Source organism: Rossellomorea sp. DA94 (assembly GCF_029834455.1).
In the GTDB taxonomy this organism is placed as follows: Bacteria; Bacillota; Bacilli; order Bacillales; family Bacillaceae_B; genus Rossellomorea; species Rossellomorea vietnamensis.
In genome coordinates, this window is sequence record NZ_CP122397.1 from 2,863,954 (window position 1) to 2,887,341 (window position 23,388).

A 23,388-nucleotide genomic window follows, 5' to 3' on the forward strand; every position below is an offset into this window, starting at 1 on the left:
CTACTCCCAAACACGCTGTACAGAAGCGCGGTCCCCCTCAAGCCTGACGATATAGACGTCCGGGTTGGATAGAGCGAACAGTTCATTGTATCCATAGCTTTCATCAAATAACTTGAGGAGCAGCGTCGTTAAATTACCATGACTCACACAGACAATGTGTTCCTCTTCTTTTCCCATCACTTCATCGACGAAGGACCTTGCCCGTTCCATCGCCATTTGATTGGATTCCCCACCAGGTAATGAGAGAGAAAAATCTTCAAAGCTCATCTTTAACTTTTCCATCCAATCAGGAAGATCCTGATCGCTCAGCACCCTTTCTCCCAGTCTGTCGTCCTCCTGTACCCGGAGGCCTGAGCGATCTGCAAAAGGAGCGATGGTGTCCAGTGCCCTTTTGAAGGGGCTGGAATAAATCGCTTGAATGGATCGATTTTCTAAAAAGGACGCTAACTGACGTGCCTGACGTTCCCCCTCCCCCGTTAACGATGCATGAAAGGGCTGTCCTTCCGCTTTTGCATGACGGACGATATAGATTTCCTTCATTTATACCCCTCCTATTTCTTTAAAGGTATGACGTACTCCATGAAATCCCTTGCCATATAGCTTTCCGGGAAGACGTCCCTTGCTTCCTTCTCCAATTCTTCCCATGATTCCTTTGCATACCGGGAAGAAATATGGGTTAGGAAGAGGCGCCTGGCCCCGGCTTGAAGAGCGGTCTCTCCAGCCTGTTTTGTCGTGGAATGATAATACTCCCGTGCCATCTCTTCTTGATCCCGGTTAAAGGTCGCTTCATGAACCAGGACATCTGCATTCTTAGAAAGTTCCATCGCATTGGAACAAAATCTTGTATCTCCAAGGATCGTAACCACCCGTCCAGGAATCGAAGGTCCGAGAAAATCCTTTCCATCAACCTCCGTTCCGTCTTCCAGCCGAACCGTTTCACCACATTTTAATTTCTTATAAAGGGGCCCTGGTTGAACGCCCCTTTCACGTAATTGATCCACTTGAAGGACACCGGGCTTATCTTTTTCAATTACACGATAGCCGAAAGTAGGAAGAGCATGGTCAAGTCCCATTGCTTCTACACTGAACCCTTCATCTTGAAAGATGACCCCTTCCTCGATTTCCACCACTTCAAGGGGATATTGAAGGTGGGTCCTGCTGACTGAGAGGGAAACCTCGATAAACTCCTTGATCCCCTTAGGGCCGTATACCGTCAGTTTTGTTTCCCCTCCTTGGAAGGAACGGCTCCCGAGTAATCCCGGCAGCCCGTATATGTGATCACCATGCAGGTGGGTAATGAAGATCTTTTCGATTCTTCTTGGTTTCAAGCTTGTATGTAAAATTTGATGCTGGGTGGCTTCCCCACAATCAAAAAGCCAAACCGCACCGCGTTCCTCCAGTAATTTCAAAGCGATACTGGTTACATTGCGGAGCTTGGCCGGTACCCCTGCACCCGTACCCAGAAATAATAATTCCACTATCATCACTCCTCAGATGAGCTATTCTGTCTCCATTTTAGCATAATCGCCCCTATTTTACCCTTTCCCTCAAAATGAGTTATAAGAATGAAAATTAAAGCCAACATAATGACGAAGATGTTTGCAAAAAAGATAAAACGTTTTCATGCATATACGCAGATAAAGTCCTCAGCATATCATTTGCTAAATGAATGAGAAGTCTTTAAAATTAAGTAATTGTATAGGATATTAAATAAGAAGAAACGCATAAATAAGGATTACAACAAGATAAAGTGAGGTCATGACATTGAATAATTCAACTACACCAACATCTCTGATTACGATTTTCGGAGCGACAGGTGATCTAGCGAAAAGAAAACTATATCCATCTCTTTATCATCTGTTCCGTAAAGGAAAAATCTCAAAGCGATTTGCCGTTGTAGGTGTGGCACGACGCGAATGGTCAAATGAAGAATTCCAGGAGCATGTAAAAACATCGGTACATAAAGCGTTAGGCAGTGATGAGAACATCGATGAGTTTGTGTCCCATTTCTATTATCAGCCGAATGATGTATCCAACAGTGATTCATATAAAGCATTGAAGAACTTATCCGATGAGCTCGATGAAACATATGAATTAGAAGGCAATCGCGTTTTCTACTTAGCGATGGCTCCTGAATTCTTCGGGACGATTACGGAACAGTTGAAAAATCAAGGCTTAACCGATACAAAAGGCTTCCAGCGACTTGTGATCGAGAAACCATTCGGTCACGACCTGCCTTCAGCCGAAAAGTTGAACAGCCAGATCCGTGAATCATTCTCCGAGGATCAGATTTATCGTATCGATCACTATCTTGGAAAAGAAATGGTGCAGAACATCGAAGTCATCCGATTCTCAAACGCCATGTTCGAGCCACTCTGGAACAACCGTTATATTTCCAATATCCAGGTCACTTCATCCGAAGAGCTTGGTGTGGAAGACCGCGGCCGTTATTACGAAAAAAGCGGAGCCCTTCGCGATATGGTACAAAACCATCTGCTTCAAATGGTTGCATTACTTGCCATGGAGCCTCCGATCAAATTGACGACGGATGAAATCCGCAGTGAAAAGGTACGCGTGTTGCGTTCCCTTCGTCCGTTTGAACAGGATGAAGTCAAAGACTACTTCGTAAGAGGTCAATATGGTCCTGGAAAAGCAGGAAATGAAGCTCTTCCTGGTTACCGTGAAGCAGAAAACGTCGATGAACAGTCCAATACGGAAACCTATGTTGCTGGTAAATTGATGATTGATAACTTCCGTTGGGCAGGTGTCCCGTTCTACATCCGTACCGGAAAAAGAATGGAGACCAAATCAACGAAGATCGTCATCCAGTTCAAAGACATCCCAATGAACCTATATTACAACCCGGACAAGCCACTGGCACCAAACTTGCTGGTCATTCACATCCAGCCGGAAGAGGGAATCACCCTTCATCTGAACGTGAAGAAATCCGGACAGAATATCGAAACGACACCGGTGAAACTGAACTTCGCCAACAACAGCGTGGATGGAATGAACACACCTGAAGCATATGAAAAGCTCTTATTCGATTGTCTTCGTGGAGATGCCACGAATTTCACACACTGGGATGAAGTGAAACTATCCTGGGCATTTGTCGACAAAATCTCTGAAGTATGGGAACATACTCGTGACGGAGAATTTCCGAACTACGAAGCAGGTTCGATGGGTCCGAAAGCCGCTGACAATCTGCTCGCAAAAGACGGCTTCTCCTGGTGGCCGATTGCCAACCTTGATGTAGACCAATGCTAAGAAAGGTGTGGAACCTATGAAAATTTATGACGTAACAGCCCCGATCTTTAACGGGATGCCCGTGTACAAGAACAAACCTGAAAAACAACCGAGTATTGAAACCAATACGAACGGACATGTGACGGAGTCAAGACTCTCAATGGATGTTCATACAGGAACTCATGTCGACGCTCCCCTTCACATGATCAACGATGGCGAGACGATTGAAACGATCGATATCGAGAAGCTCGTCCGCCCTGTCAAAGTATTTGATGTAACGGAAGTCGATGAAAAGATCAGCCTGAAGGATATTGAAGGATTAGAGATTGAAGAGAATGACTTCATCCTCTTCAAAACGAAGAATTCATGGGATACGGAATTCAACTTTGACTTCATCTATGTAGCAGAAAATGCTGCCGCATACCTCGCTGAGAAAAAGATTGCAGGTGTCGGGATCGATTCACTTGGAATCGAGCGGGCCCAGGAAGGTCACCCCACTCACCGCAGCCTGATGGGAAGCGGCGTCATCATCATGGAAGGCCTTCAGTTGAAAGACATCAAAGCAGGCCAATACTTCATGGTGGCGGCACCACTAAAAATCCAAAACACCGATGCATCACCGGCACGCGTCTTGCTGTTTGATGAAATGATCGGGTAAAGGGTAGATATAGAACTCTCCGGCTAACTTGCCGGGGAGTTTTTTATTGTAAACATAAAACCAGGTGCCTCATTAGAGACACCTGGCACTCCTTTAATACAACTTTTTCAGGGCTTCCTTATCAAACGGCAGCAGGTCATCCGCCTTGCCTTCTTCCACTTTCCTCACTCCTTCAGGATCCTGAAGGAGTGAGCGTCCGATTGCGACCAGGTCGAATTCTCCACGGTCCAGTCTCTCGATCAGACCATCAAGGCTTGTCGTACCCGCACCCGAGAAGCTGGTGAACTCCCCGTCCAGACCAACCGATCCCACGGATATAACCGGTTTACCGGTCAGCTTCTTTGTCCACCCGGCAAGGTTCAAGTCGGATCCTTCAAATTCCGGCTCCCAGAAACGGCGTGTCGAGCAATGGAAAATATCCACGCCTGCGTTCACAAGAGGCTCGAGAAAACGCTCCAGTTCATCGGGGGTTTTTGCGAGCTTTGCTCCGAAATCATTCATTTTCCATTGCGAAAAACGGAAGATGATCGGGAAATCAGGTCCCACTTCACGCCGGCATGCTTCAATCACCTCGACGGCAAATCTGGTTCTTCCTACAAGATCTCCACCATATCGGTCCGTTCTTTTATTAGTATTCTCCCAGAAAAACTGGTCGATTAAATATCCATGCGCCCCGTGCAGTTCTATGCCGTCGAAGCCGATGCGTTTCGCATCAAGAGGTGCTTGGGCATACGCTTCCACCATCTGGACGACTTCCTCTTCCGACATGGGTTCCGTGATTTCTTTACCTGAAAGACTCAGTCCTGATGGACCAACAGGGAGCGCTTCTTCATTTGGAAGCTCCCCCTTTTTACGGGTCATCCCCACATGCCAAAGCTGTGGAACGATCTTTCCTCCTGCTTGATGGACTTCCTCCACGACCTTTGCCCATCCCTTCAGTGTTTCTTCCCCATGGAACAGAGGGATGCTTGCTCCTGAAACAGAAGAAGGGTGATTGATTCCGGTTCCCTCCGTGACGATCAGTCCTACCCCATTTTCAGCCCTGCGGCGATAGTAGGCAGCCACGTCCTCACCCGGAACTCCATTTGGCGAAAAGCCACGTGTCATCGGTGCCATCACCGTGCGGTTGGACAATTGTAGTTTCTCACTATTGAAAGGTCTGAATAATGGTTCAGTTGATGTATTCGTTTGACTCATTGAAATGCCTCCTCTTTTCATGGTGTGCTATTTCATTATTTCAAACGAGCAGGGAAAATCAAAGAAATCTGTTTCACATTGACGCACACCTTTGTAATTCTTGTGAAAGTGCCTGGATCGCTTCCATGACTTCCAAGACATTTTCTTCATCGTTCATTTCATTCCTGGCATGAAGGAGTACGGGCCGAACAGACTCCACAGAACGCCCGAATTCATACATCCACTCGTAACGGGGAACCATCCAGGTATGGAAATGATGAGTGGTATCCTCATTGTAAAAGTAGTAAACATATTCAATCCCCAACACATCTCTTTGAGCCTTTCTAATGCTGGATAAAATCGTTATGTAATCTATCTTCTCTTTTTCATTAAGTTCATCAAACGATTTAATGTGACGCTTGGAAGCTAATATGATCAATCCCCTGATGGGGTAAGCTACATCCTGATGTGCATGGAAATATTCCGTTTCATATACCACACCACCATCTGGTTCGACTAACCCGTTTGTCAATGCGCAGCTTAGACAGTCGACCTCTACCACTTTTCCGTTTGATAATGTGATTTGTCTCATGAACTTCCCCCTTTAACGTTTATAGTGCAAGTGCAAGGATTCATTCTTTCAGTTACATATCAAAATGTACTATAGTTTTTTCATGATATTATTTCCGGATTTTCCCTCGTTTTCAGCGACCCTGAATTTTACGATTTCACGAATCAAATCATAGGGCATAGGCTTATCCAGGGGGAATTGTACCGTCGCCTTTGAGGTCTTGTACTCTGTCATCTTATCTTTAAACGCACTGATTCCACTTGGAGTAGGATAAAACCCAATATGATTTTTATATGCAGCAAAATGCACCAGATTTCCATGCAGGGCGAAAGTAGGCATTTGATAGCTGATCTTCTCCTGTGCGGCAGGCACCGTCTCAATAATCACTTCTCTTAAGGATTGTAAACGTTCCTGGACGCCTTCCGGGAATTGGGCAATATATTCATCGACGGTCGTAAATGACTTCTTGTTTCCTTCCATTATAAAGACTCCTTTCTGAAAAACATGGATAAAAATGATTACTTAATTTAGTTTATCCTAAAAAATTCGTTGGTGTCACCTCCCCCAACGAATTTTCCGTATGTCCTATTATCCTTGTTGACCATTCCTAATTTCATAAAGAGCCCCTCTTCTATCCAATAGAAAAGGGGCTCTGTCTTTCTTTTATTTCATCCACTCCGTATGGAAAATACCTTCTTTGTCCACACGTTCGTAGGTATGAGCACCAAAGTAGTCCCGCTGAGCCTGGATCAAATTCGCAGGAAGCGTTTCTGTACGGTAGCTGTCATAATAAGATAACGCTGCCGAGAAGCCGGGAACCGGTACGCCATTCTGGACGGCTACACTGATGACTTCGCGAAGTGCGTATTGGTAGCTTTCGACGATCTCTTTGAAGTAAGGATCGAGTAAAAGGTTAGTGAGATTGGATTCACGGTCATATGCTTCTTTAATCTTCTGCAGGAACTGTGCACGGATGATACAGCCTCCGCGGAAGATCATGGCGATATCTCCGTATTGTAGATCCCATTTGTACTCATCAGACGCAGAACGCATCTGGGCGAAGCCTTGCGCATACGAACAGATCTTACTCATGTAAAGAGCTTTCCGAATCGATTCCACCAATGCTTTCTTATCACCATCGAATGGTTTCGTGTCTGGACCTTTCAGCATCTTGCTAGCCTTTACGCGTTCATCCTTAATAGCTGAAATGAAACGGGCGAAGACAGACTCCGTGATGATCGGTAAAGATACACCGAGATCCAGTGCACTTTGACTTGTCCATTTACCCGTACCCTTTTGACCTGCTTTATCGAGGATGACATCCACCATCGGCTTGCCGGTTTCTTCATCTTTCTTCGTAAAGATATCTGCTGTGATTTCGATGAGATAGCTGTCAAGCTCACCTTCATTCCAATCCGCAAACACTTCATGAAGTTCTTCTGCACTTAAGCCAAGGACATTTTTCATGAGGAAGTAGGATTCCGCGATCAGCTGCATATCTCCGTATTCGATACCGTTGTGCACCATTTTCACATAGTGACCTGCGCCGTCGGGACCGATATACGTCGTACAAGGGTCTCCGTCAACCTTCGCTGCGATATCTTTCAGGATAGGGGCCACGAGATCATATGCTTCCTTCTGTCCACCAGGCATGATCGAAGGACCTGTCAGAGCACCTTCTTCCCCACCGGACACACCCGTTCCGATAAAATGAATGCCAAGTTCGCTTAGTTCCTGATTGCGTCGACGGGTATCCTCGAAGAACGTATTTCCCCCATCAATCAAGATGTCACCTTTTTCAAGATAGGGCTTTAATTGTTCGATGGTGGCATCTGTCGGGTTTCCCGCTTTGACCATCAGAAGAATCTTGCGGGGGCTTTCCAATGAATTTACAAATTCCTCGATTGTATATGTAGGATTGATATTCTTGCCCTTCGATTCGTTCATCATTTCTTCCGTTTTCTCACTGGAACGATTGTATACAGAAACAGAATATCCCCTGCTTTCAATATTCCATGCCAAGTTTTTACCCATAACGGCTAATCCGATAACACCAATTTCCTGAGCCATAACATCAACGTCCTTTCATCTATAGAATCATGATTTCATTACTTCTTTAGTTTCATCAAATGAATGACCGGAGTCTATTTCAATCTAACAAGAATGGGTCACTGATGCAAATAATCCGATTGAGAAGTACGTCACTGTTATAAGGTGTCCCCATTCACAACTGTCATTCCCTTAAAAAGTCTTTATTGAAGCTTGTGTCCTGTTTCTGGTCATAAGACTTTTTCTTATTCTTGGCTTTAATCCCTTGAGAGATGGAATCTTTCCCAAACTTGTCATGAAGCTTGGATAATACGTTGTAGAGTGGCTCCTTTTCGGCGACTTTCTTATAAGAAAATAAGTCCAGCTGTTCCGTGGCTTCGCTTTTCTCCACGACATCCTGTGCCATGACCCCCAGGAGCCTTACAGGATCCCCATCCCAATGCTTCAGGAATAAGTCTTTCGCATGGTGGAATAGGTCTTCTTTTTTATAGATGGGATTTTCCACCTTTTTGCTTCTGGTGATGGTTTTCCTGGACTTATCCCGGATCATCAGCTGAATCGTCGTTCCCAGTACATCTTTTTGTTGAAGTCGCGACGATACCTTTGCACACAGCTTTTCTACAACCAATAAAAGCTCATGTTGATTCGTGGTATCCTTTGGCAAGGTTGTGGAATTGCCTACGCTCTTATAATCATAAATCGACTCCGGGTCCACATTCCTTCTGTCGATTCCATTGGCTCGCTCTTTAAGACGGAGACCATTGATCCCGAGCAATGACTTCAACTGGATATCGTTGGCATGGGCAAGGTCGCTGCATGTAAGGATACCGATTGAATTCAGCTTCTCGGCAGTCTTCTGACCAATCCCATGCATTTCAATGACGGGGAGCGGCCACAGCTTATTCGGGATATCCCTTTTACGCAGCACGGTGATTCCCATAGGTTTCTTCATATCTGATGCCGTTTTCGCCAGGAATTTATTGGGCGCAACACCTATACTGCATGGAAGGTCTAACTGACCCTTGATCTGGGCCTGAATGTCCGAGGCAATTTGTAATGGAGTTCCTTTCTCGAAAGAATCCGTAATATCGAGATACCCTTCATCAATCGACACGGGTTCCACTAATTCTGTATATTGTCTGAGGATATCGAATATTCCTTTGGAGGCGGCACGGTAACGGTCGAAGTTGGGTGTCATGATAACCAGATCCGGACAGAGTTTTTTGGCCTCCCAAAGAGGCATCGTCGTTTTCACACCAAAGCCCCTGGCTTCGTAGCTGCATGTCACGATGATGCCCCGTCTTTCCTGGGGATTCCCGGCTATAGCCAGGGGTTTCCCCCGCAGAGTAGGATCATAGGCCATCTCCACAGAGGCATAAAAACTGTTCATATCAACATGAAGGATCACTCGTCCGTTTTTGGGATAGTGTGAGTTCATTTCAATCGCGGCTTTCTTTGTCTAGTTTTGATGTGTTTTTTGCTCGTTTACGTAATCCTTTATTTCATTTATACCTTCTAAGCTTTCCACTAAAACATCGGGATCAATTTGGGTCAAAAGGGAATCTTCAAGATTGATGATGCCTGAAAAATAGGTTGTTTTCGAGTAAGCAAGTAAACCGACGTTTGTTATCGATTCATCCGGCACTTCGATGATTTCCTTTGCTTCCATCACGACCAGACCGACCTGCATCGTTTTCGTCTGGACGACGAGGAGAAACATTCCCCTTTCAGCAATCGCAGGGGTATGATACAGGATATTTCCTAAATCAAGGACCGGAATCAGCTCTCCCCTGACCTTTACAAGTCCCAGGACAAATGGGGGTAAGTGAGGGATCGCCCTGACCTCCTCCACCTTTTCAATGGATACTACGTTCTCAATCGGCAGAGCATATTCTTCTTTTCCGGCATGAAATACAACTACTTTCGGCAATGTATAACGTCCCCTCTCGCATTTCTGATATGTATACTACTAATGTACCATATTTTACAATTGGGCGCAGATTTGAAGGAAGAAAAAAAGTCCATGTACAAAAGATAACCCTTTTGCACGTGGACTTTTTTCTTTCTATTGTCCAGCTACGGGGCTTAGAGGCTCGAGGTCATAAGTTAAACCGACCAAAAAGGCAAAAAACGCCTTTACGGTCGGTTCACCTTATGCTTGTCGCCTCTGGGCAAAGCCCCTTCGCTTTTCTGTGTCCAGCTCCGGCGGCTAGGCCCTCGAGGTCATAAGCTAAATCCGGCAAAAAGGCAAAGAACGCCTTTCCGCCGGATTCATCTTATGCTTGTCGGGCCTGTTCGAGCCGCCTCCGCTTTTCTATTCCCCAGCGACTTCCTGGATGATGGCTACTACCATTTCTGAAAGCTTGTTTAGTTCTTCTACAGGCATTCTTTCGCTTTTGGTATGGATTTCTTCGTATCCTACTGCAAGGTTTACAGTCGGTACTCCGAATCCGGCGATGACGTTGGCGTCGCTTCCGCCTCCGCTTGTGAGCAGCTCGCTCGGGCGGCCGATTTTCTTCGCCGCACGTTTTGCCACTTCCACTACTTCGTCACCGTCTTTGAACTTGAAGCCTGGGTACATGACTTGAACCTCGACTTCCGCTTTCCCGCCCATTTCTTCGGCAACGGAAGTGAAGGCAGCTTTCATTTTTTCTACCTGTGCTTCCATTTTTTCAGGAACCAGGGAGCGGGCTTCAGCAAGGATATCGGCTTGTTCGCATACGATATTCGTTGCTTTTCCACCTTCAAAGCGGCCGATGTTCGCAGTCGTTTCTTCATCGATACGGCCAAGTGGCATTTTAGAGATGGCTTTAGCTGCAATCGTGATGGCAGAAACGCCTTTTTCAGGAGCTACGCCTGCATGTGCCGTTTTTCCATAGATTGTCGCCTTCACTTTAGCCTGTGTCGGTGCTGCTACGATGATGTTTCCTACTTTTCCATCACTATCAAGGGCGAAACCGTATTTCGCTTTGACAAGAGAGGAATCCAGGGCTTTTGCCCCAACGAGACCTGACTCTTCCCCTACCGTGATGATAAACTGTATGTCACCGTGAGAAATATTGTTTTCTTTAAGAACGCGCACGGATTCAAGCATAGTGGCAAGGCCGGCTTTGTCATCGGCTCCGAGTATGGTTGTCCCATCGGAATAAATGTAACCATCTTCCTTAAGAGTAGGCTTTACCCCTTTGGCAGGGACCACGGTATCCATATGGGAAGTGAAATAAATGGTATCCACTCCATCTTTATTCCCTTTTAATGTACAGATCAGGTTGCCGGCACCGTGGCCCGTTTCCCCCATCGTGTCGTCTTCGAATACCTCCACTCCAAGGTCGGAGAATTTCTTTGTTAATACTTTCGCGATTTCCGCTTCTTCTTTCGTTTCAGAATCGATCTGGACCAATTCCAGGAATTCATTTAATAAACGCTCTTCATTAATCATTTAGTAGACCTCCACAAATATGTATTCACTTCTATAGTATAGCGTGAATAGCCGGGTTCAACAAATGGTACACCTTTTACAATGGGATATTCCCGTGCTTTTTCTTCGGACGTTCTTCCCGTTTATTTCTCATCATTTCCAGTCCTTGAATCAATTTGATCCGGGTTTCACGGGGATCGATAACATCATCCACCATCCCACGAGACGCGGCGACGTATGGATTCGCGAACTTTTCACGATATTCTTCAATCTTCTGTTCCCTTAACTCTTCAGGGTTATCGCTCGATGCAATTTCCCTGGCAAAAATGATGTTCGCTGCGCCTTGTGGCCCCATGACGGCGATCTCCGCATTCGGCCAGGCAAATACAAGATCCGCACCGATCGATTTACTGTTCAGGGCCACATACGCCCCGCCATACGCTTTCCTTAGGATCACAGTCATTTTAGGGACTGTCGCTTCAGAATACGCATATAGAATCTTGGCGCCATGACGGATGATCCCTCCATGCTCCTGCTTGATCCCAGGGAAGAATCCCGTAACATCCTCGAACGTAATGAGAGGAATATTGAATGAATCACAGAACCTGATGAAACGGGACGCTTTGTCGGAAGAATCGATATCAAGGCCACCCGCCATGAACTTTGGCTGATTGCATACAAGTCCGACGACTTCGCCTTTTATGCGGGCCAGCCCCACAACGATGTTTTTGGCGAATTCCTTTTGAACCTCCATGAAGCTTCCTTCATCGACGATTTCATTGATGACGGTCCGTACGTCGTATGGACGAATCGCATCAAATGGAATCAGGTCCGTTAAGTTGGCACGGTAATCATCTTCTTCATCCGCATCGAGGCGAGGGGGCTTCTCTTCATTGTTTTGAGGCAGGTATGTTAATAATCTTCGAACCTCTTGTAACACCTCTTCTTCCGTTTTCCCCCTGAAATGGGCATTTCCGCTGATGGAATTATGAACCTTTGCCCCACCGAGATCCTCTGAGCTTATTTTTTCCCCAGTCACGGTTTCAATGACTTTAGGTCCTGTGATGAACATTTGGCTCGTCTCATCCACCATAAAGACAAAATCCGTAATGGCAGGGGAGTAAACCGCCCCACCGGCGCAAGGGCCCATGATGACGGATATTTGCGGAATCACACCTGAATAGACGGCGTTTCGATAGAAGATATGTCCATAGCCATCTAAAGAAACGACCCCTTCCTGAATCCTGGCCCCGCCTGAATCATTCAATCCGATGAACGGAGCACCATTCTTCACGGCAAGATCCATCACATGGGAAATCTTCTTCGCGTGCATTTCTCCAAGCGCACCGCCGAACACCGTGAAATCCTGGGAGAATAAGTAAATCGGTTTCCCGTTCACCTTTCCGTACCCTGTCACGACCCCGTCACCAGGTCCCTGTACCCCTTCAAGTCCAAAGTCTGTGCATCTGTGCTCGATAAACGGGTTCAACTCCACAAAGCTCCCCGGGTCAACCAGGATATCGATCCGCTCCCTTGCTGTCAGTTTTCCTTTTTCATGCTGCTTGTCTATTTTTTCATCTCCGCCGCCAAGTTCCACTTCTCTTCTGCGGTCGTATAATTCATTGATTTTTTCATAAATATCCATTGTGGTTACTCCCCTTTGATGTTGGATTTATCACAAAGCTCGTATAAAACGCCGTGGGCTGATTTCGGATGCATGAAGGCGACGGAGGCCCCGCCGGCACCAGGCTTCGGTGTTTCGTTGATCATCCGTACCCCTTTGGTCTGGAGCTCTTTGATGCGCTCCTCGATTCCTTCTACACCGAAGGCTATATGGTGAATCCCTTCACCCTTTTTTTCTATGAATGCCGCAATCGGGCTTTCTTTATGTAGTGGCTCCAGTAACTCGAGCTTAAGATTTCCGCCATCCATGAATGCTACCTTGACACCTTGATTCTCTACTTCTTCGATCTTCAATAGTGGAAGACCGAGAGTATCTTCATAAAATGCGAGAACATTGTCTATTGATGAAACTGCTATTCCGATATGATCTACCTTTTTCATCCCTATCATCCCCCTGTTGTTTGCATGCTCCACCCATATAGTATTCCATACTTGTTGTCGAATTTCCTCCTATAGAGACGAATAATTAAAGCGTTTTCTTTTATTGGGGTGGTTGTCTTCTCTCATTATTCACGTTAAAATAGAGATGAAAATGATTCTACGTTTAATTGGAAGAATGGAGCGATACGATGGGTAATAAAAAAATGCAAAAAATCATTGTATTTGTGATGCTGTTTGCGATGATTGCATCCACGATCATGGCAGGACTGTCATTCTTATTATAAAAATAGTAACAAAAAGGAGCTGCTGTTCGAATCCATCGATCAGCAGCTCCTTTTTATATCGCCCCATATTCTTTCCCCAACTGATTGAAGCTCTTCTTCGTTTTCACGACGAGTACCTTGGTGCCGACGGGTGCTTTGTCAAACAGATATTCAACATTTTTATTCTGCATCCGGATGCATCCATTGGAGATGTATCTCCCTATGCTCGATGGCCGGTTCGTCCCGTGGATTCCGTAGATCCGGCCATCCGTCCCTTCTGCATCAAATCCGATCCAACGTGTTCCGAGGGGGTTTCTCGGGTCCCCGCCAGGGATGTTCTTCTTACGATAGTAGGGGTCCTTGGCTTTCACCGTAACATTAAATAAACCTTCCGGGGTGAGCTCAGCCGTTTTTCCTGTGGCGACGGGAAAGGTAGCCTGTATTTTCCCGTCGTCAATATACGCCAATTGATTGTTTTCCTTGTTCACGATGATAAACGGATCTCCCGGTATCGGGTTCCTCCCGAGTGGCCATATGGGAGAAGCGAACAATATGATGGCAAGAAGTAAGCGCATCCTATCACCTTCTTCATGTTTTAGGTGTAGTTTGCTTCACTTTCCTCCTTTTTTATTCCTTTGAACGAGCTTTTCAAGAGAAGATACTGTTCCATTTCCTGAACAAATTGATAAAGCGCGGCACGTGTTTCAAACTCTTCCCTCGTTTTCGGCAGCTCCATCTGCTCGAACTCCACTTTCATATCGTACAGTTTTTTCAAGTAAAAGAGCGCCGTATTCCCTGGATGGATATGATCGCTCAGTTCTTCCAGGAAATCTGCGATGCGATGACCCTGCTCAACGGTTAATGAAATATTTGTGGCAATCGGCAGGATGCGCTGAAGGATTTCAAACTGTTTCTCCCTCATTTTGAAATATAAATAGTATAAGTTCTCATCCCTTAAAAAATGGTTTTCTACATCTTTAAAGGCGATCGTCTTCGCCTCTTTGAGCAGCTGTTCCGTTTCTGTGATCTCCCTGCCGTCCCAATCGCTATCATTTGTCTTTAAATAGTTGATCATTTCACAGAAAACCTTATAAAAATTCGCTTCGATTTTTTCCTGATACTCGATCATCTTTTTATCGACGCTCGGCATATACAGGTTCATCAAGAGGGCAATCCCGATCCCGATCACGATGATTCCAAGCTCATTTTCAAAAAGGCCAAGGGTGACATGACCGGCTGAGTATACATGCAGGATGATGACGGAGCTTGTGACGATCCCCTCTTTGATGTTCAAGGCAACGGTGATGGGAATGAACACAAGAAGCAGCAAACCGATGACCGCCGGATGATAGGCGATAAATTCGAAAAAGGCGGCAGAAAATACCATGGCAATCACACAAGCCAGAAAACGGCTCCATGATGCACTCACCGATTTCTTCTTCGTATTCTGAATGCACAGGATCGTCAATATCCCGGCTGATACGAAGTTATCCAGGTGGAACCACTGGGCGATGCTGATGGCAGCCGCGGTGCCGATTCCTGTCTTAAGTGTCCGATATCCGATTCGAAACATTCATCTTACTCCTAACTACTTCATTTTTTAGCTACTCTAGGATACCATAAACAGGCTTGAACATAAAAAGAAGGATTAACGAATGATGCCGTTAATCCTTCATCCCTATAATATTTTCTCAAGGAATCCTTTTCCCCTGTCACTTTGCGGGTTCGAGAAAAAGGCCTGGGGTTCTCCCTCTTCAATGATCTTTCCATCATCCATGAAGAGGATCCTGTCCGCAACCTCTCTTGCAAAGCCCATTTCATGGGTCACGATGATCATCGTCATCCCTGTGTGAGCGAGTGATTTCATGACATCCAGAACTTCTTTCACCATTTCGGGATCCAGGGCAGACGTCGGTTCATCGAATAACATGACTTTTGGTTCCATTGCAAGTGCCCTTGCAATGGCCACACGCTGCTTCTGTCCGCCTGATAAACGGCTCGGGTATTCATTGCACTTTTCTTTCAGACCGACTTTTGTCAGGAGGTCCGTCCCTAATTTCGCAGCTTCCGTTTTGTTCATGCCCTTCACTTTCATTGGGGCGTAAATGACATTTTCCAATGCGGTCATATGGGGAAAGAGGTGAAAATGCTGAAATACCATGCCGACGTCCTGTCTTACCTTGTGGATGGCTTTCCCCTTCACTTGGGCTCCTTCAAAGTAAATCGATCCCGATGTCGGTTCTTCCAGGTGATTCAAACACCGTAATAAAGTGGATTTCCCTGAACCTGATGGACCGATCAATGCGACGACTTCCCCTTTCTCAACCGAGAAGTCGATTCCCTTTAAAACCTGATGCTTTCCAAACGACTTGGTAATCTGTTCGCCTTTAATCATTTCCACGCAGTCTCCCTTCCAGCACTTTCCCTAGTAAAGTCAGAATCATAACGAGCACATAATAGATCAGTCCTGCGAATAAAAGCGGTTCAAAGAAGGAATACAAGTCACTTCCAACCATGTATGAACGCCTCATCACATCTGCAGCACCGATCACCGTGACGATGGCGGATTCCTTGGTGAGCGTGATGAATTCATTCATCAGCGCAGGGAGGATATTCTTGATTGCCTGAGGCAGGATCACGTCTTTCATCATCAATCGGTAAGGCACTCCCAGCGCCATCGCGGCTTCCGTTTGCCCTTTGTCCACTGCATTGATTCCCGCACGGATGATTTCGGATATATAGGCAGCCGAATTAAGGGAAAAAGCGAGGATCGCTGCGTAATAAGGTTCGATCTGTGTCCCGAAAAGCTGAGGCGATCCGTAGAAGATGATCATCAGCTGAAGGACGAGGGGAGTTCCCCTGAATATGGATGTATAAAGATCGGCAAGCAGGGTCAGTGGTTTGATGGAACTAATTTTACAAAGGGCAAGAAGAATACCGAATAGGAACCCGAGCACCCCTGCTAACGCGACAATTTTAAGTGTGACCTTCAATCCTTCCAAAATAAAGGGGATCGAAGGAATCAGTTGTTCAAAATCTAGTGGCATAATGGTCCCCTCCAACGTTGTAATGTGGCATTTAATAGGAAGGGCTAACCGGATTAGAGGTTAGCCCTTCTTTAATCTACTGTTCTCCGTCAAACCATTTTTCAGCGAGTTTTTCCAGTTCTCCACTGTCTTTCAGCTTCTTCAATGCATCATTGAATTCACCTGTCAGCTCGCTGTCCTTTGGAAGGGCAACCGCAGAACCTGCCTCTTCTTCATTTACATTCATCGTATTTCCTTGAAGCTCTTCATTTTTGTCCAAATATCCGTTTGCCACTGTATTTTCGATGATGATGGCGTCAAAGCGTCCATTTTGAAGATCCTGGATCAGTTCAGGAATACGATCACGAGTGTCCACTTTCAGCTTGATCGATTTTGAAAGTTCTTCTGCCGCATCTTGTTGGATCGAGCCTAATTGAACTCCCACCGTTTTCCCATCGAGGTCCTTTTCACTCTGGATGCCGCTTTTCTTAGTCGAGATGATCATATCTTTAGCCGTGTAGTAGACATCACTGAAGTCAACATTCTTCTGTCGTTCCGGCGTTGGCGTCATGGCAGAAAGGACAAAATCCACCTGTCCGGTTTTCAGGGCGGAGATCAATCCGCTGAATTCCATATCCTTGATTTCGATTTCATAACCCATTTCATCTGCAAGCATATTGGCAAGATCGATGTCATACCCGATGATTTTGTCGCTGTTGGCCGTGTCGACATATTCAAACGGTTTATAATCGGCCGACGTCCCCATGATCAGCTTCTTGGATTCCCCCGAAGCAGGCTTGTCTTCTCCTGAGCCGCATGCTGCGAGAGTAGTAGAAAGGATTAATAAGAATACCAGAGATAATAGCTTTTTCATTGTGATTCCTCCTGGGTTGTTGTGTATAAATATAATATATAATGTATATTAATTACTATATTCGTATTGTAGCAGAGTTAAATATTTATGCAATACTTTTTATAAATATTGATAAATGATTATATTTTCTGAAAATTTATGTGTCGGTAATGACTATTTAAGTGGGATGAACGGTAGTGGTTGGTGTATTTTATGCATAATCTATGCACAGAGTATGAATCAAATAGAAAAGAAGTGATTCATTGGGGGTTATGGAGATCTGAACGAGCGTTCACTGCCATGAAGAGGGGTGAATGTCAGCCTGTTGCTGTCATTGCGTCATTTTTGGAGGTGATTGCGTCATTATTGATTTAATTGCGTCGTTTTTCCATTTATTGCGTCTTTTCCAATAGGAATTGCGTCTTCTTACAAAATAAGGAATCTCTTCAGACTCAATATATCAGCTAAAAATAAAAAAACGTCAAGCCTCTCACTCTCACAGTGAGAAACTTGACGAAATGTTTTATACCTCTTCGCAATACTCATCAAAGTACGATTGAAGTTTGTTCACAACGGACATTGGATCATGTCCTTCGATCTCGTGTCTTTCAACCATCGTCAGGAGCTTTCCGTCTTTCAATAGGGCGAATGACGGTGAAGATGGCGGATAACCCGTGAAGTAACTGCGTGCTTTCGCAGTCGCTTCTTTATCCTGACCGGCGAAAACCGTGACCAATTGATCCGGACGCTTATCGAAGTGAATGGAATGAGCGGCTGCGGGACGGGCGATCCCTCCTGCACATCCACAAACCGAGTTGACCATGACAAGTGTTGTACCTTCTTTAGAAAAAGCCTGATCCACTTCTTCTTCTGTTGTCAATTGGGTATACCCTGCTGTCTCGATTTCTTGACGGGCCTGGCGGACAACGTCGTTCATAAATAAATTGAAATCTATATCCATGCTTGAACTCTCCTTTAATCGCTGACTTAATCATATCTCAAATTACAAAGGGATCTGATATACCCCTATCATAACAATTTCAAACCCTATCTTTCAATCAAAATTACCTATTCTCATGAAGTAAGGCTTCTTTGTATTGTTTCAGCAAATCTTCCACTGCCTGGGAAGTCGTAAACTCCCCTTCTTTCACCCGACTTTCCATAGTAGGGAGGGATGACTTGATGGTCTTATGAAAGAGAAAGTCTGATAGTATCCTTTCTCTCAGCATCGTATGAAACCATTCCTGCTTTTGGACAAGCCTTCTTTCTTCGAAAACACCCTGTTCTTTTGTCTGCTCTTCGAATTGTCGGACCACATCCCATAGTTCCTTCAATCCCTCATTTTTCAATGCCGAACAGGTATAAGCCTTTGAACTCCAGCCTTTTGTGGCAGGAATGAGAAAGTGAAGAATTTGATTGAGCTCCCTCCTCGTCTTCTCGGCGAGGGGCTTATTCTCTCCATCGGCTTTATTTACGAGCAACACGTCGGCAAGCTCCATGATCCCTTTTTTCATTCCCTGAAGCTCATCTCCTGCTCCGGTGATGACGAGGAGCAGGAAGAAATCGACCATCTGTCTGACCATGACTTCACTCTGACCGACCCCCACGGTCTCTATGATAATGAGGTCATACCCTGCGGCCTCGCATAAAAGGAGGGTCTCATTGGTTTTCCTGTGGACACCTCCAAGCGTCCCTGCCGTTGGGGAGGGACGGACAAAGGCACGTGGATTCTTCGACAACTGCTCCATCCTTGTTTTATCGCCTAAAATACTCCCACCTGAGATGGAAGAACTCGGATCGATGGCAAGGACGGCTACACGCAGACCCTCTTCACATAACATTTCCCCGAATTGTTCGATAAACGTACTTTTCCCGGCTCCCGGAACTCCCGTGATCCCGATTCGGAAACTATTACCGGTATGGGGGAGGAGTTCTTGCAGCAGCTCCTGTCCCAACGCATAATGCTCTTCTGCATTGCTCTCGATCAACGTGATGGCTTTCGCTAAGTGACTCCGGTCCCCGTTCAGGACCCCGGCCTTTAAATCACTGATCGAAACAGGGTCTTTTTTCTTTTTCACAAACCGCTTCTTTCGTTCCGGCTTATACTCCGTCATTAATCAGCCACTTCCTCATAGCCGAGCACTTCATAAATTTCTTTAATCACTTTTTGTGCGGCTACCGGAATGATCGTTCCAGGGCCAAAGACGGCAGATGCCCCGTTGGATAGAAGGAAGTCATAGTCACCCGCTGGAATCACCCCGCCGATGACGACAAGGATGTCTTCCCTTCCAAGTTTCTTCAGTTCTGCCACTAATTGAGGCAGAAGCGTTTTATGACCTGCGGCCAATGAACTGACCCCAATGACATGTACATCATTTTCAACGGCCTGCAGAGCCGTCTCTTCAGGGGTCTGGAACAACGGCCCGATATCCACATCGAATCCAAGATCGGCAAATGCCGTACTGATCACTTTCGCCCCCCTGTCATGACCGTCCTGCCCCATCTTGGCGATGAGAATTCGTGGCCTTCTTCCTTCATTCTCCAAAAATTCTTCCGTCATCTCTTTCACGATATTGATTTCCTGTTCATTTGAAAAATTCGAGCTGTACACTCCGCTTATACTCCGGATCGTCGCTTTATGCCTGCCCGATACTTTTTCAATCGCATCGGAGATTTCCCCTAAGGTCACACGTGCCCTTGCAGCATCGACGGCTTTTTCAAGAAGGTTCCCCTCGCCTGTTTCTGCCGTTCGCGTCAAAGCTTCCAGGGTTTCAACCACTTTCTCTTCATTTCGTTCTTCCTTCAACTTTTGGATCCGTTCAAGTTGCTTCTGTCTGACCACCGTATTATCGATGTCCAGAGTTTCAATCGGATCTTCCTTATCCAGACGGTATTTATTCACCCCGATGATGGACTCGTCCCCTGAATCGATCATCGCCTGCCTTCTTGCAGCGGCTTCCTCGATGCGCATCTTCGGCAGGCCTGTTTCGATTGCTTTCGTCATGCCTCCGAGCTCTTCGATTTCTTCAATATGCTCCCATGCCTTTTCCATCAGCTGATGAGTCAGTGTCTCGACATAATGGGAACCTGCCCATGGGTCGATCACTTTCGTTATGCCCGTTTCTTCTTGAAGATACAGCTGGGTATTGCGTGCGATACGCGCCGAAAAGTCTGTCGGGAGTGCAATCGCTTCGTCAAGGGCATTGGTATGGAGCGACTGCGTGTGGCCCATTGCAGCTGCATGGGCTTCGAGTAACGTACGGATGACATTATTATAAGGATCCTGCTCCGTCAAGCTCCAACCGGATGTTTGGGAATGGGTCCTGAGCGCCATCGATTTTGGATTTTGGGGGTTAAATGTTTTCATCATTTTCGCCCAGATCCTCCTCGCCGCCCTCATCTTGGCCACTTCCATGAAGTAATTCATCCCGATCGCCCAGAAGAATGACAGCCTCGGTGCGAAGGAATCGATATCGATCCCTGCCTGGAGGCCGGTCCTGACATACTCGAGACCGTCCGCCAGTGTATAGGCGAGCTCGATATCAGCGGGTGCACCGGCTTCTTGCATATGATAACCGGAAATACTGATACTGTTGAATTTCGGCATATGTTTGGAAGTATACTCGAAGATATCCGCAATGATATTCATGGACGTTTCAGGTGGATAGATGTACGTATTCCTCACCATGTATTCCTTTAAGATATCGTTCTGTATGGTACCGGATAGCTTCTCCTTCGACACACCCTGCTCTTCTGCCGTCACGATATAAAAAGCAAGGATGGGCAGGACTGCCCCGTTCATCGTCATGGAAACGGACATCTGATCAAGGGGGATCCCGTCGAACAATATCTTCATGTCCAGGATGGAATCGATGGCAACACCTGCTTTTCCTACATCTCCAACAACCCTTGGATGATCCGAGTCATACCCGCGGTGAGTCGCCAAATCAAATGCCACCGACAATCCTTTCTGCCCCATACTTAAGTTTCTTCTATAAAAAGCATTGCTTTCTTCAGCGGTAGAAAAACCCGCATACTGCCTGACCGTCCAAGGACGATTCACATACATCGTCGGATACGGCCCCCTTGTGTATGGAGCGAGGCCGGGTAAATCTTCTCGATGAGAAATATTTTCCGAATCCACTTCTGTATATAAAGGTTTTATGGCGATTTTTTCATTCGTTTCGTATGGTGTGCCGGTAAGGGGAATCTCCCCCGCTGCCCCATTCGTTGAATACGGGTCGATTTTTTGCCAATCAGGCTTCGTCATTGTCTTTCCCCTCCTCCCAGATGGCTAATAGTTCATCCAGTTTTATAAGTATGTTTTGTTTGTTGTAGATGGACCCGTTCAACCCCTTCAGGATCCATTCACTTCTGCTATCATCAGGAATCCTGCCCGCCAGGTCGATCACAATGGAAGAATCAACGTGATGGACGGCATCCGTGATCATTGAAAGTTTATCGTGATATTCTTCGTCTTTTCCGCACACTACATAGTACGGATACCGGGTTTCTTCCACGAATTGCAGGATATCTTCCTTGGAGAAGCAATCCGTACTTTGATCCGCGTGAATACCGCCCGTCGCTAAAAATCCTTTTACAAAATCCGCACGGGGCTTATACGTTTTCAGTTCGCCTAACCCGATCAGACCGGCAGTGGGATTATTTCCTAGTTTTTGTGCCCGCTCTCTTAATTTCTCAAAAGGAAGAGAGAGACGTTCTCCCGCGGCTCGAGAAATCGGAAGGGTCTCTTCCAGGTTTGCATAGATGTTCGTCCCGATCATGGAGTTCTTCCGGGTGGCTAGATCTCGGATGCGGGCGTCCCTTACTACTCTTATCTTCTCATCGATCGATCCATTAGCGAGGAGGGCAAGGATCCCCCCCTCTTTATCCAACTGCTGGAATTCCTTCCATGCACGCTTTCCTACTTCATCTGAAAGCCACTCCACGAAATAGGAACCACCCCCGGGGTCCAGGACCTTATTCAAATGAGCTTCTTCTCCCAGGACAAGTTGAGTGTTACGGGCAATCCTTTCAGCGAGGGGAGTCACTTCGCCGCTCACCTCATTGAACGGGGCAACGACAAGATAATCGACCCCTGCAAGGATCGCAGAAAATGCTTCCCCACCCCCACGGAGAATGTTTACATGGGAATCGAGGGCCGACTTGTTGAATCGAGAGGTCTCTGCACTGATGCTGATGGATTTTGCCATAGTTTGTTCACTCAAGCCGTAAGAAGTTAATACAGCTTGCCACAATTTCTTGAATGCCCTGATTTTTGCAATCTCCATAAAGAAATGACTGCCTATTGAAAAATGGAAGTGCAGGGTCTCTGCAGCCTTCTCAATTTCCCATCCTCTATCCTGAACAGCCTCCATATAAGCGACACCTTCACTCAGTGCATAAGCAAGTTCCTGTATCGCACTGGCTCCTTTGTTATGATAGGGAGCTGAATTTACAATAAGGCTCTTAATCCCTGTAAGCTCCATACCAGATCCTTCGACATCATTCAGCCACCTTTCCAATCTGGTTTCATCGGACCATTCTTCCTCAGAAATGGGATCGTAACCGACAACCCCTGTCATCCCCTTACTCTCGGGGAGATCCTTCTTTCCATGCAGGGCCATGGACGTATCCTTATCAATCGAAAAGATAGGAGAATCACACTCTCCCAAGCCGTTCATAAATGAGTCCAGGCCACGAGCCTTATCCAAGTCCCCAATGGAAAACGACAGACAGTTTTGCCCCCTGGACAACGAATCCCTCACGGCTTCTGAGAGTTCTCCCCAGGATTTCCTTTTGACGGGTTGGGCAATGTACCATTTATGAGTGCGTATCAATTTGTCATCAATAGTCGGGATATAATCTTTCACCCTATCGTGTTGAGGTGCGTCCTCCGCTACAAATAACGGTTTAAGATCAATATGTTCATATGTGCTTGTATGTAAGGAGCTTATTCCCTTCCCCTTTAACGCTTTTTCAGCCGCTTCCTCCCATTGTGACAGTGTATGACGACTGAATGATTGGCTTTTCATATCACTAAGCTTCATAGTTCCCCTCTTTT

23 protein-coding genes are annotated in these 23,388 nt (G+C 46.1%); 3 read left to right on the plus strand and 20 right to left on the minus strand.

All coding sequences use genetic code 11. The annotated features are described in order from the left end of the window. Together P8596_RS14985 and rnz are read right to left on the minus strand one after the other, a co-directional pair. Positions 1-540 (minus strand): histidine phosphatase family protein, encoded by a 540-nt coding sequence (locus P8596_RS14985; RefSeq protein WP_279724235.1) that lies wholly within the window; start codon positions 538-540, stop codon positions 1-3. A gap of 11 nt (positions 541-551) precedes the next feature. Continuing rightward, positions 552-1,478 carry a ribonuclease Z gene (rnz, locus tag P8596_RS14990; RefSeq protein WP_279724236.1) on the minus strand — a complete coding sequence of 309 codons (927 nt, stop codon included), beginning with the start codon at positions 1,476-1,478 and terminating at the stop codon, positions 552-554. A 280-nt stretch (positions 1,479-1,758) separates the two neighbouring features. Between rnz and zwf the strand changes: the two genes are divergently transcribed. Beyond that, the gene (gene zwf / locus P8596_RS14995) at positions 1,759-3,267 is read left to right on the plus strand and encodes a glucose-6-phosphate dehydrogenase (RefSeq protein WP_034758133.1); all 1,509 of its coding nucleotides are present in this window, start codon (positions 1,759-1,761) and stop codon (positions 3,265-3,267) included. 16 nt (positions 3,268-3,283) lie between these two features. Then, positions 3,284-3,904 (plus strand): cyclase family protein, encoded by a 621-nt coding sequence (locus P8596_RS15000; protein WP_279724237.1) that lies wholly within the window; start codon positions 3,284-3,286, stop codon positions 3,902-3,904. Positions 3,905-3,997: 93 nt separating this feature from the next. Here the strand turns inward: P8596_RS15000 and P8596_RS15005 are convergent, their stop codons facing one another. The 9 genes from P8596_RS15005 to mce all read right to left on the minus strand — a co-directional run bounded on the left by P8596_RS15005 (position 3,998) and on the right by mce (position 13,182). After that, positions 3,998-5,101, minus strand: coding sequence for an NADH:flavin oxidoreductase (locus P8596_RS15005; RefSeq protein WP_279724238.1), 1,104 nt, complete (start codon positions 5,099-5,101; stop codon positions 3,998-4,000). Between the two features lie 73 nt (positions 5,102-5,174). Then, complete coding sequence (locus P8596_RS15010; protein WP_224519562.1) at positions 5,175-5,672, minus strand: HIT family protein; 498 nt, start codon at positions 5,670-5,672, stop codon at positions 5,175-5,177. A gap of 69 nt (positions 5,673-5,741) precedes the next feature. Then, on the minus strand, positions 5,742-6,131 hold the full coding sequence (locus P8596_RS15015) for an iron chaperone (RefSeq protein ID WP_224519561.1): 390 nt from the start codon (positions 6,129-6,131) through the stop codon (positions 5,742-5,744). A 183-nt stretch (positions 6,132-6,314) separates the two neighbouring features. Continuing rightward, positions 6,315-7,721, minus strand: coding sequence for an NADP-dependent phosphogluconate dehydrogenase (gene gndA, locus P8596_RS15020; RefSeq protein WP_224519560.1), 1,407 nt, complete (start codon positions 7,719-7,721; stop codon positions 6,315-6,317). A gap of 163 nt (positions 7,722-7,884) precedes the next feature. Next, positions 7,885-9,138: a DNA polymerase IV gene (locus P8596_RS15025; protein WP_279724239.1), complete on the minus strand. Its 1,254-nt coding sequence runs from the start codon at positions 9,136-9,138 to the stop codon at positions 7,885-7,887. Positions 9,139-9,159: 21 nt separating this feature from the next. After that, positions 9,160-9,630, minus strand: coding sequence for a chemotaxis protein CheW (locus tag P8596_RS15030; RefSeq protein ID WP_254651793.1), 471 nt, complete (start codon positions 9,628-9,630; stop codon positions 9,160-9,162). A gap of 384 nt (positions 9,631-10,014) precedes the next feature. Next, complete coding sequence (locus P8596_RS15035) at positions 10,015-11,139, minus strand: tripeptidase T (protein ID WP_098353624.1); 1,125 nt, start codon at positions 11,137-11,139, stop codon at positions 10,015-10,017. Between the two features lie 76 nt (positions 11,140-11,215). Continuing rightward, complete coding sequence (locus tag P8596_RS15040; protein WP_079531690.1) at positions 11,216-12,763, minus strand: acyl-CoA carboxylase subunit beta; 1,548 nt, start codon at positions 12,761-12,763, stop codon at positions 11,216-11,218. Between the two features lie 5 nt (positions 12,764-12,768). Beyond that, on the minus strand, positions 12,769-13,182 hold the full coding sequence (gene mce / locus P8596_RS15045) for a methylmalonyl-CoA epimerase (RefSeq protein ID WP_079531692.1): 414 nt from the start codon (positions 13,180-13,182) through the stop codon (positions 12,769-12,771). A 188-nt stretch (positions 13,183-13,370) separates the two neighbouring features. On the opposite strand from mce, the gene prli42 reads away from it, so the two are divergent. Further along, complete coding sequence (prli42, locus tag P8596_RS15050; protein ID WP_156029987.1) at positions 13,371-13,466, plus strand: stressosome-associated protein Prli42; 96 nt, start codon at positions 13,371-13,373, stop codon at positions 13,464-13,466. 53 nt (positions 13,467-13,519) lie between these two features. Here the strand turns inward: prli42 and P8596_RS15055 are convergent, their stop codons facing one another. From P8596_RS15055 to P8596_RS15095, 9 genes are all read right to left on the minus strand, one after another. Continuing rightward, entirely contained in the window at positions 13,520-14,020 is a 501-nt protein-coding gene (locus P8596_RS15055; RefSeq protein ID WP_061809692.1) for a L,D-transpeptidase, read from the minus strand. A gap of 20 nt (positions 14,021-14,040) precedes the next feature. Next, on the minus strand, positions 14,041-15,018 hold the full coding sequence (locus tag P8596_RS15060) for an aromatic acid exporter family protein (protein ID WP_279724240.1): 978 nt from the start codon (positions 15,016-15,018) through the stop codon (positions 14,041-14,043). 105 nt (positions 15,019-15,123) lie between these two features. After that, positions 15,124-15,840, minus strand: a complete 717-nt coding sequence (locus tag P8596_RS15065) for an amino acid ABC transporter ATP-binding protein (RefSeq protein WP_224521058.1) — start codon at positions 15,838-15,840, stop codon at positions 15,124-15,126. After that, positions 15,833-16,492 carry an amino acid ABC transporter permease gene (locus P8596_RS15070; RefSeq protein ID WP_034758098.1) on the minus strand — a complete coding sequence of 220 codons (660 nt, stop codon included), beginning with the start codon at positions 16,490-16,492 and terminating at the stop codon, positions 15,833-15,835. The genes P8596_RS15065 and P8596_RS15070 overlap by 8 nt, the downstream gene beginning before the upstream one ends. 76 nt (positions 16,493-16,568) lie before the next feature. Then, on the minus strand, positions 16,569-17,345 hold the full coding sequence (locus tag P8596_RS15075) for a transporter substrate-binding domain-containing protein (RefSeq protein ID WP_279724241.1): 777 nt from the start codon (positions 17,343-17,345) through the stop codon (positions 16,569-16,571). A 502-nt stretch (positions 17,346-17,847) separates the two neighbouring features. Then, the gene (locus P8596_RS15080; RefSeq protein ID WP_034758093.1) at positions 17,848-18,285 is read right to left on the minus strand and encodes a BrxA/BrxB family bacilliredoxin; all 438 of its coding nucleotides are present in this window, start codon (positions 18,283-18,285) and stop codon (positions 17,848-17,850) included. Between the two features lie 103 nt (positions 18,286-18,388). Next, positions 18,389-19,438: a methylmalonyl Co-A mutase-associated GTPase MeaB gene (gene meaB / locus P8596_RS15085; RefSeq protein ID WP_254651798.1), complete on the minus strand. Its 1,050-nt coding sequence runs from the start codon at positions 19,436-19,438 to the stop codon at positions 18,389-18,391. Continuing rightward, a complete protein-coding gene (scpA, locus tag P8596_RS15090) occupies positions 19,438-21,594 on the minus strand; it encodes a methylmalonyl-CoA mutase (RefSeq protein WP_279724242.1) in 2,157 nt (718 codons plus the stop codon). The genes meaB and scpA overlap by 1 nt, the downstream gene beginning before the upstream one ends. Then, entirely contained in the window at positions 21,581-23,374 is a 1,794-nt protein-coding gene (locus P8596_RS15095) for a methylmalonyl-CoA mutase family protein (protein WP_279724243.1), read from the minus strand. The genes scpA and P8596_RS15095 overlap by 14 nt, the downstream gene beginning before the upstream one ends. Between the last annotated feature and the right edge of the window lie 14 nt (positions 23,375-23,388).

Coding starts and splice junctions, on each gene's coding strand:
- P8596_RS14985 (WP_279724235.1), bottom strand. CDS start 540: ATGAAGGAAATCTATATCGTCCGTCATGCAAAAGCGGAAGGACAGCCC.
- zwf (WP_034758133.1), top strand. CDS start 1,759: ATGACATTGAATAATTCAACTACACCAACATCTCTGATTACGATTTTC.
- P8596_RS15000 (WP_279724237.1), top strand. CDS start 3,284: ATGAAAATTTATGACGTAACAGCCCCGATCTTTAACGGGATGCCCGTG.
- P8596_RS15005 (WP_279724238.1), bottom strand. CDS start 5,101: ATGAGTCAAACGAATACATCAACTGAACCATTATTCAGACCTTTCAAT.
- P8596_RS15010 (WP_224519562.1), bottom strand. CDS start 5,672: ATGAGACAAATCACATTATCAAACGGAAAAGTGGTAGAGGTCGACTGT.
- P8596_RS15015 (WP_224519561.1), bottom strand. CDS start 6,131: ATGGAAGGAAACAAGAAGTCATTTACGACCGTCGATGAATATATTGCC.
- gndA (WP_224519560.1), bottom strand. CDS start 7,721: ATGGCTCAGGAAATTGGTGTTATCGGATTAGCCGTTATGGGTAAAAAC.
- P8596_RS15025 (WP_279724239.1), bottom strand. CDS start 9,138: ATGAACTCACACTATCCCAAAAACGGACGAGTGATCCTTCATGTTGAT.
- P8596_RS15035 (WP_098353624.1), bottom strand. CDS start 11,139: ATGATTAATGAAGAGCGTTTATTAAATGAATTCCTGGAATTGGTCCAG.
- P8596_RS15040 (WP_079531690.1), bottom strand. CDS start 12,763: ATGGATATTTATGAAAAAATCAATGAATTATACGACCGCAGAAGAGAA.
- mce (WP_079531692.1), bottom strand. CDS start 13,182: ATGAAAAAGGTAGATCATATCGGAATAGCAGTTTCATCAATAGACAAT.
- prli42 (WP_156029987.1), top strand. CDS start 13,371: ATGGGTAATAAAAAAATGCAAAAAATCATTGTATTTGTGATGCTGTTT.
- P8596_RS15055 (WP_061809692.1), bottom strand. CDS start 14,020: ATGCGCTTACTTCTTGCCATCATATTGTTCGCTTCTCCCATATGGCCA.
- P8596_RS15060 (WP_279724240.1), bottom strand. CDS start 15,018: ATGTTTCGAATCGGATATCGGACACTTAAGACAGGAATCGGCACCGCG.
- P8596_RS15065 (WP_224521058.1), bottom strand. CDS start 15,840: ATGATTAAAGGCGAACAGATTACCAAGTCGTTTGGAAAGCATCAGGTT.
- P8596_RS15070 (WP_034758098.1), bottom strand. CDS start 16,492: ATGCCACTAGATTTTGAACAACTGATTCCTTCGATCCCCTTTATTTTG.
- P8596_RS15075 (WP_279724241.1), bottom strand. CDS start 17,345: ATGAAAAAGCTATTATCTCTGGTATTCTTATTAATCCTTTCTACTACT.
- P8596_RS15080 (WP_034758093.1), bottom strand. CDS start 18,285: ATGGATATAGATTTCAATTTATTTATGAACGACGTTGTCCGCCAGGCC.
- meaB (WP_254651798.1), bottom strand. CDS start 19,438: ATGACGGAGTATAAGCCGGAACGAAAGAAGCGGTTTGTGAAAAAGAAA.
- scpA (WP_279724242.1), bottom strand. CDS start 21,594: ATGACGAAGCCTGATTGGCAAAAAATCGACCCGTATTCAACGAATGGG.
- P8596_RS15095 (WP_279724243.1), bottom strand. CDS start 23,374: ATGAAGCTTAGTGATATGAAAAGCCAATCATTCAGTCGTCATACACTG.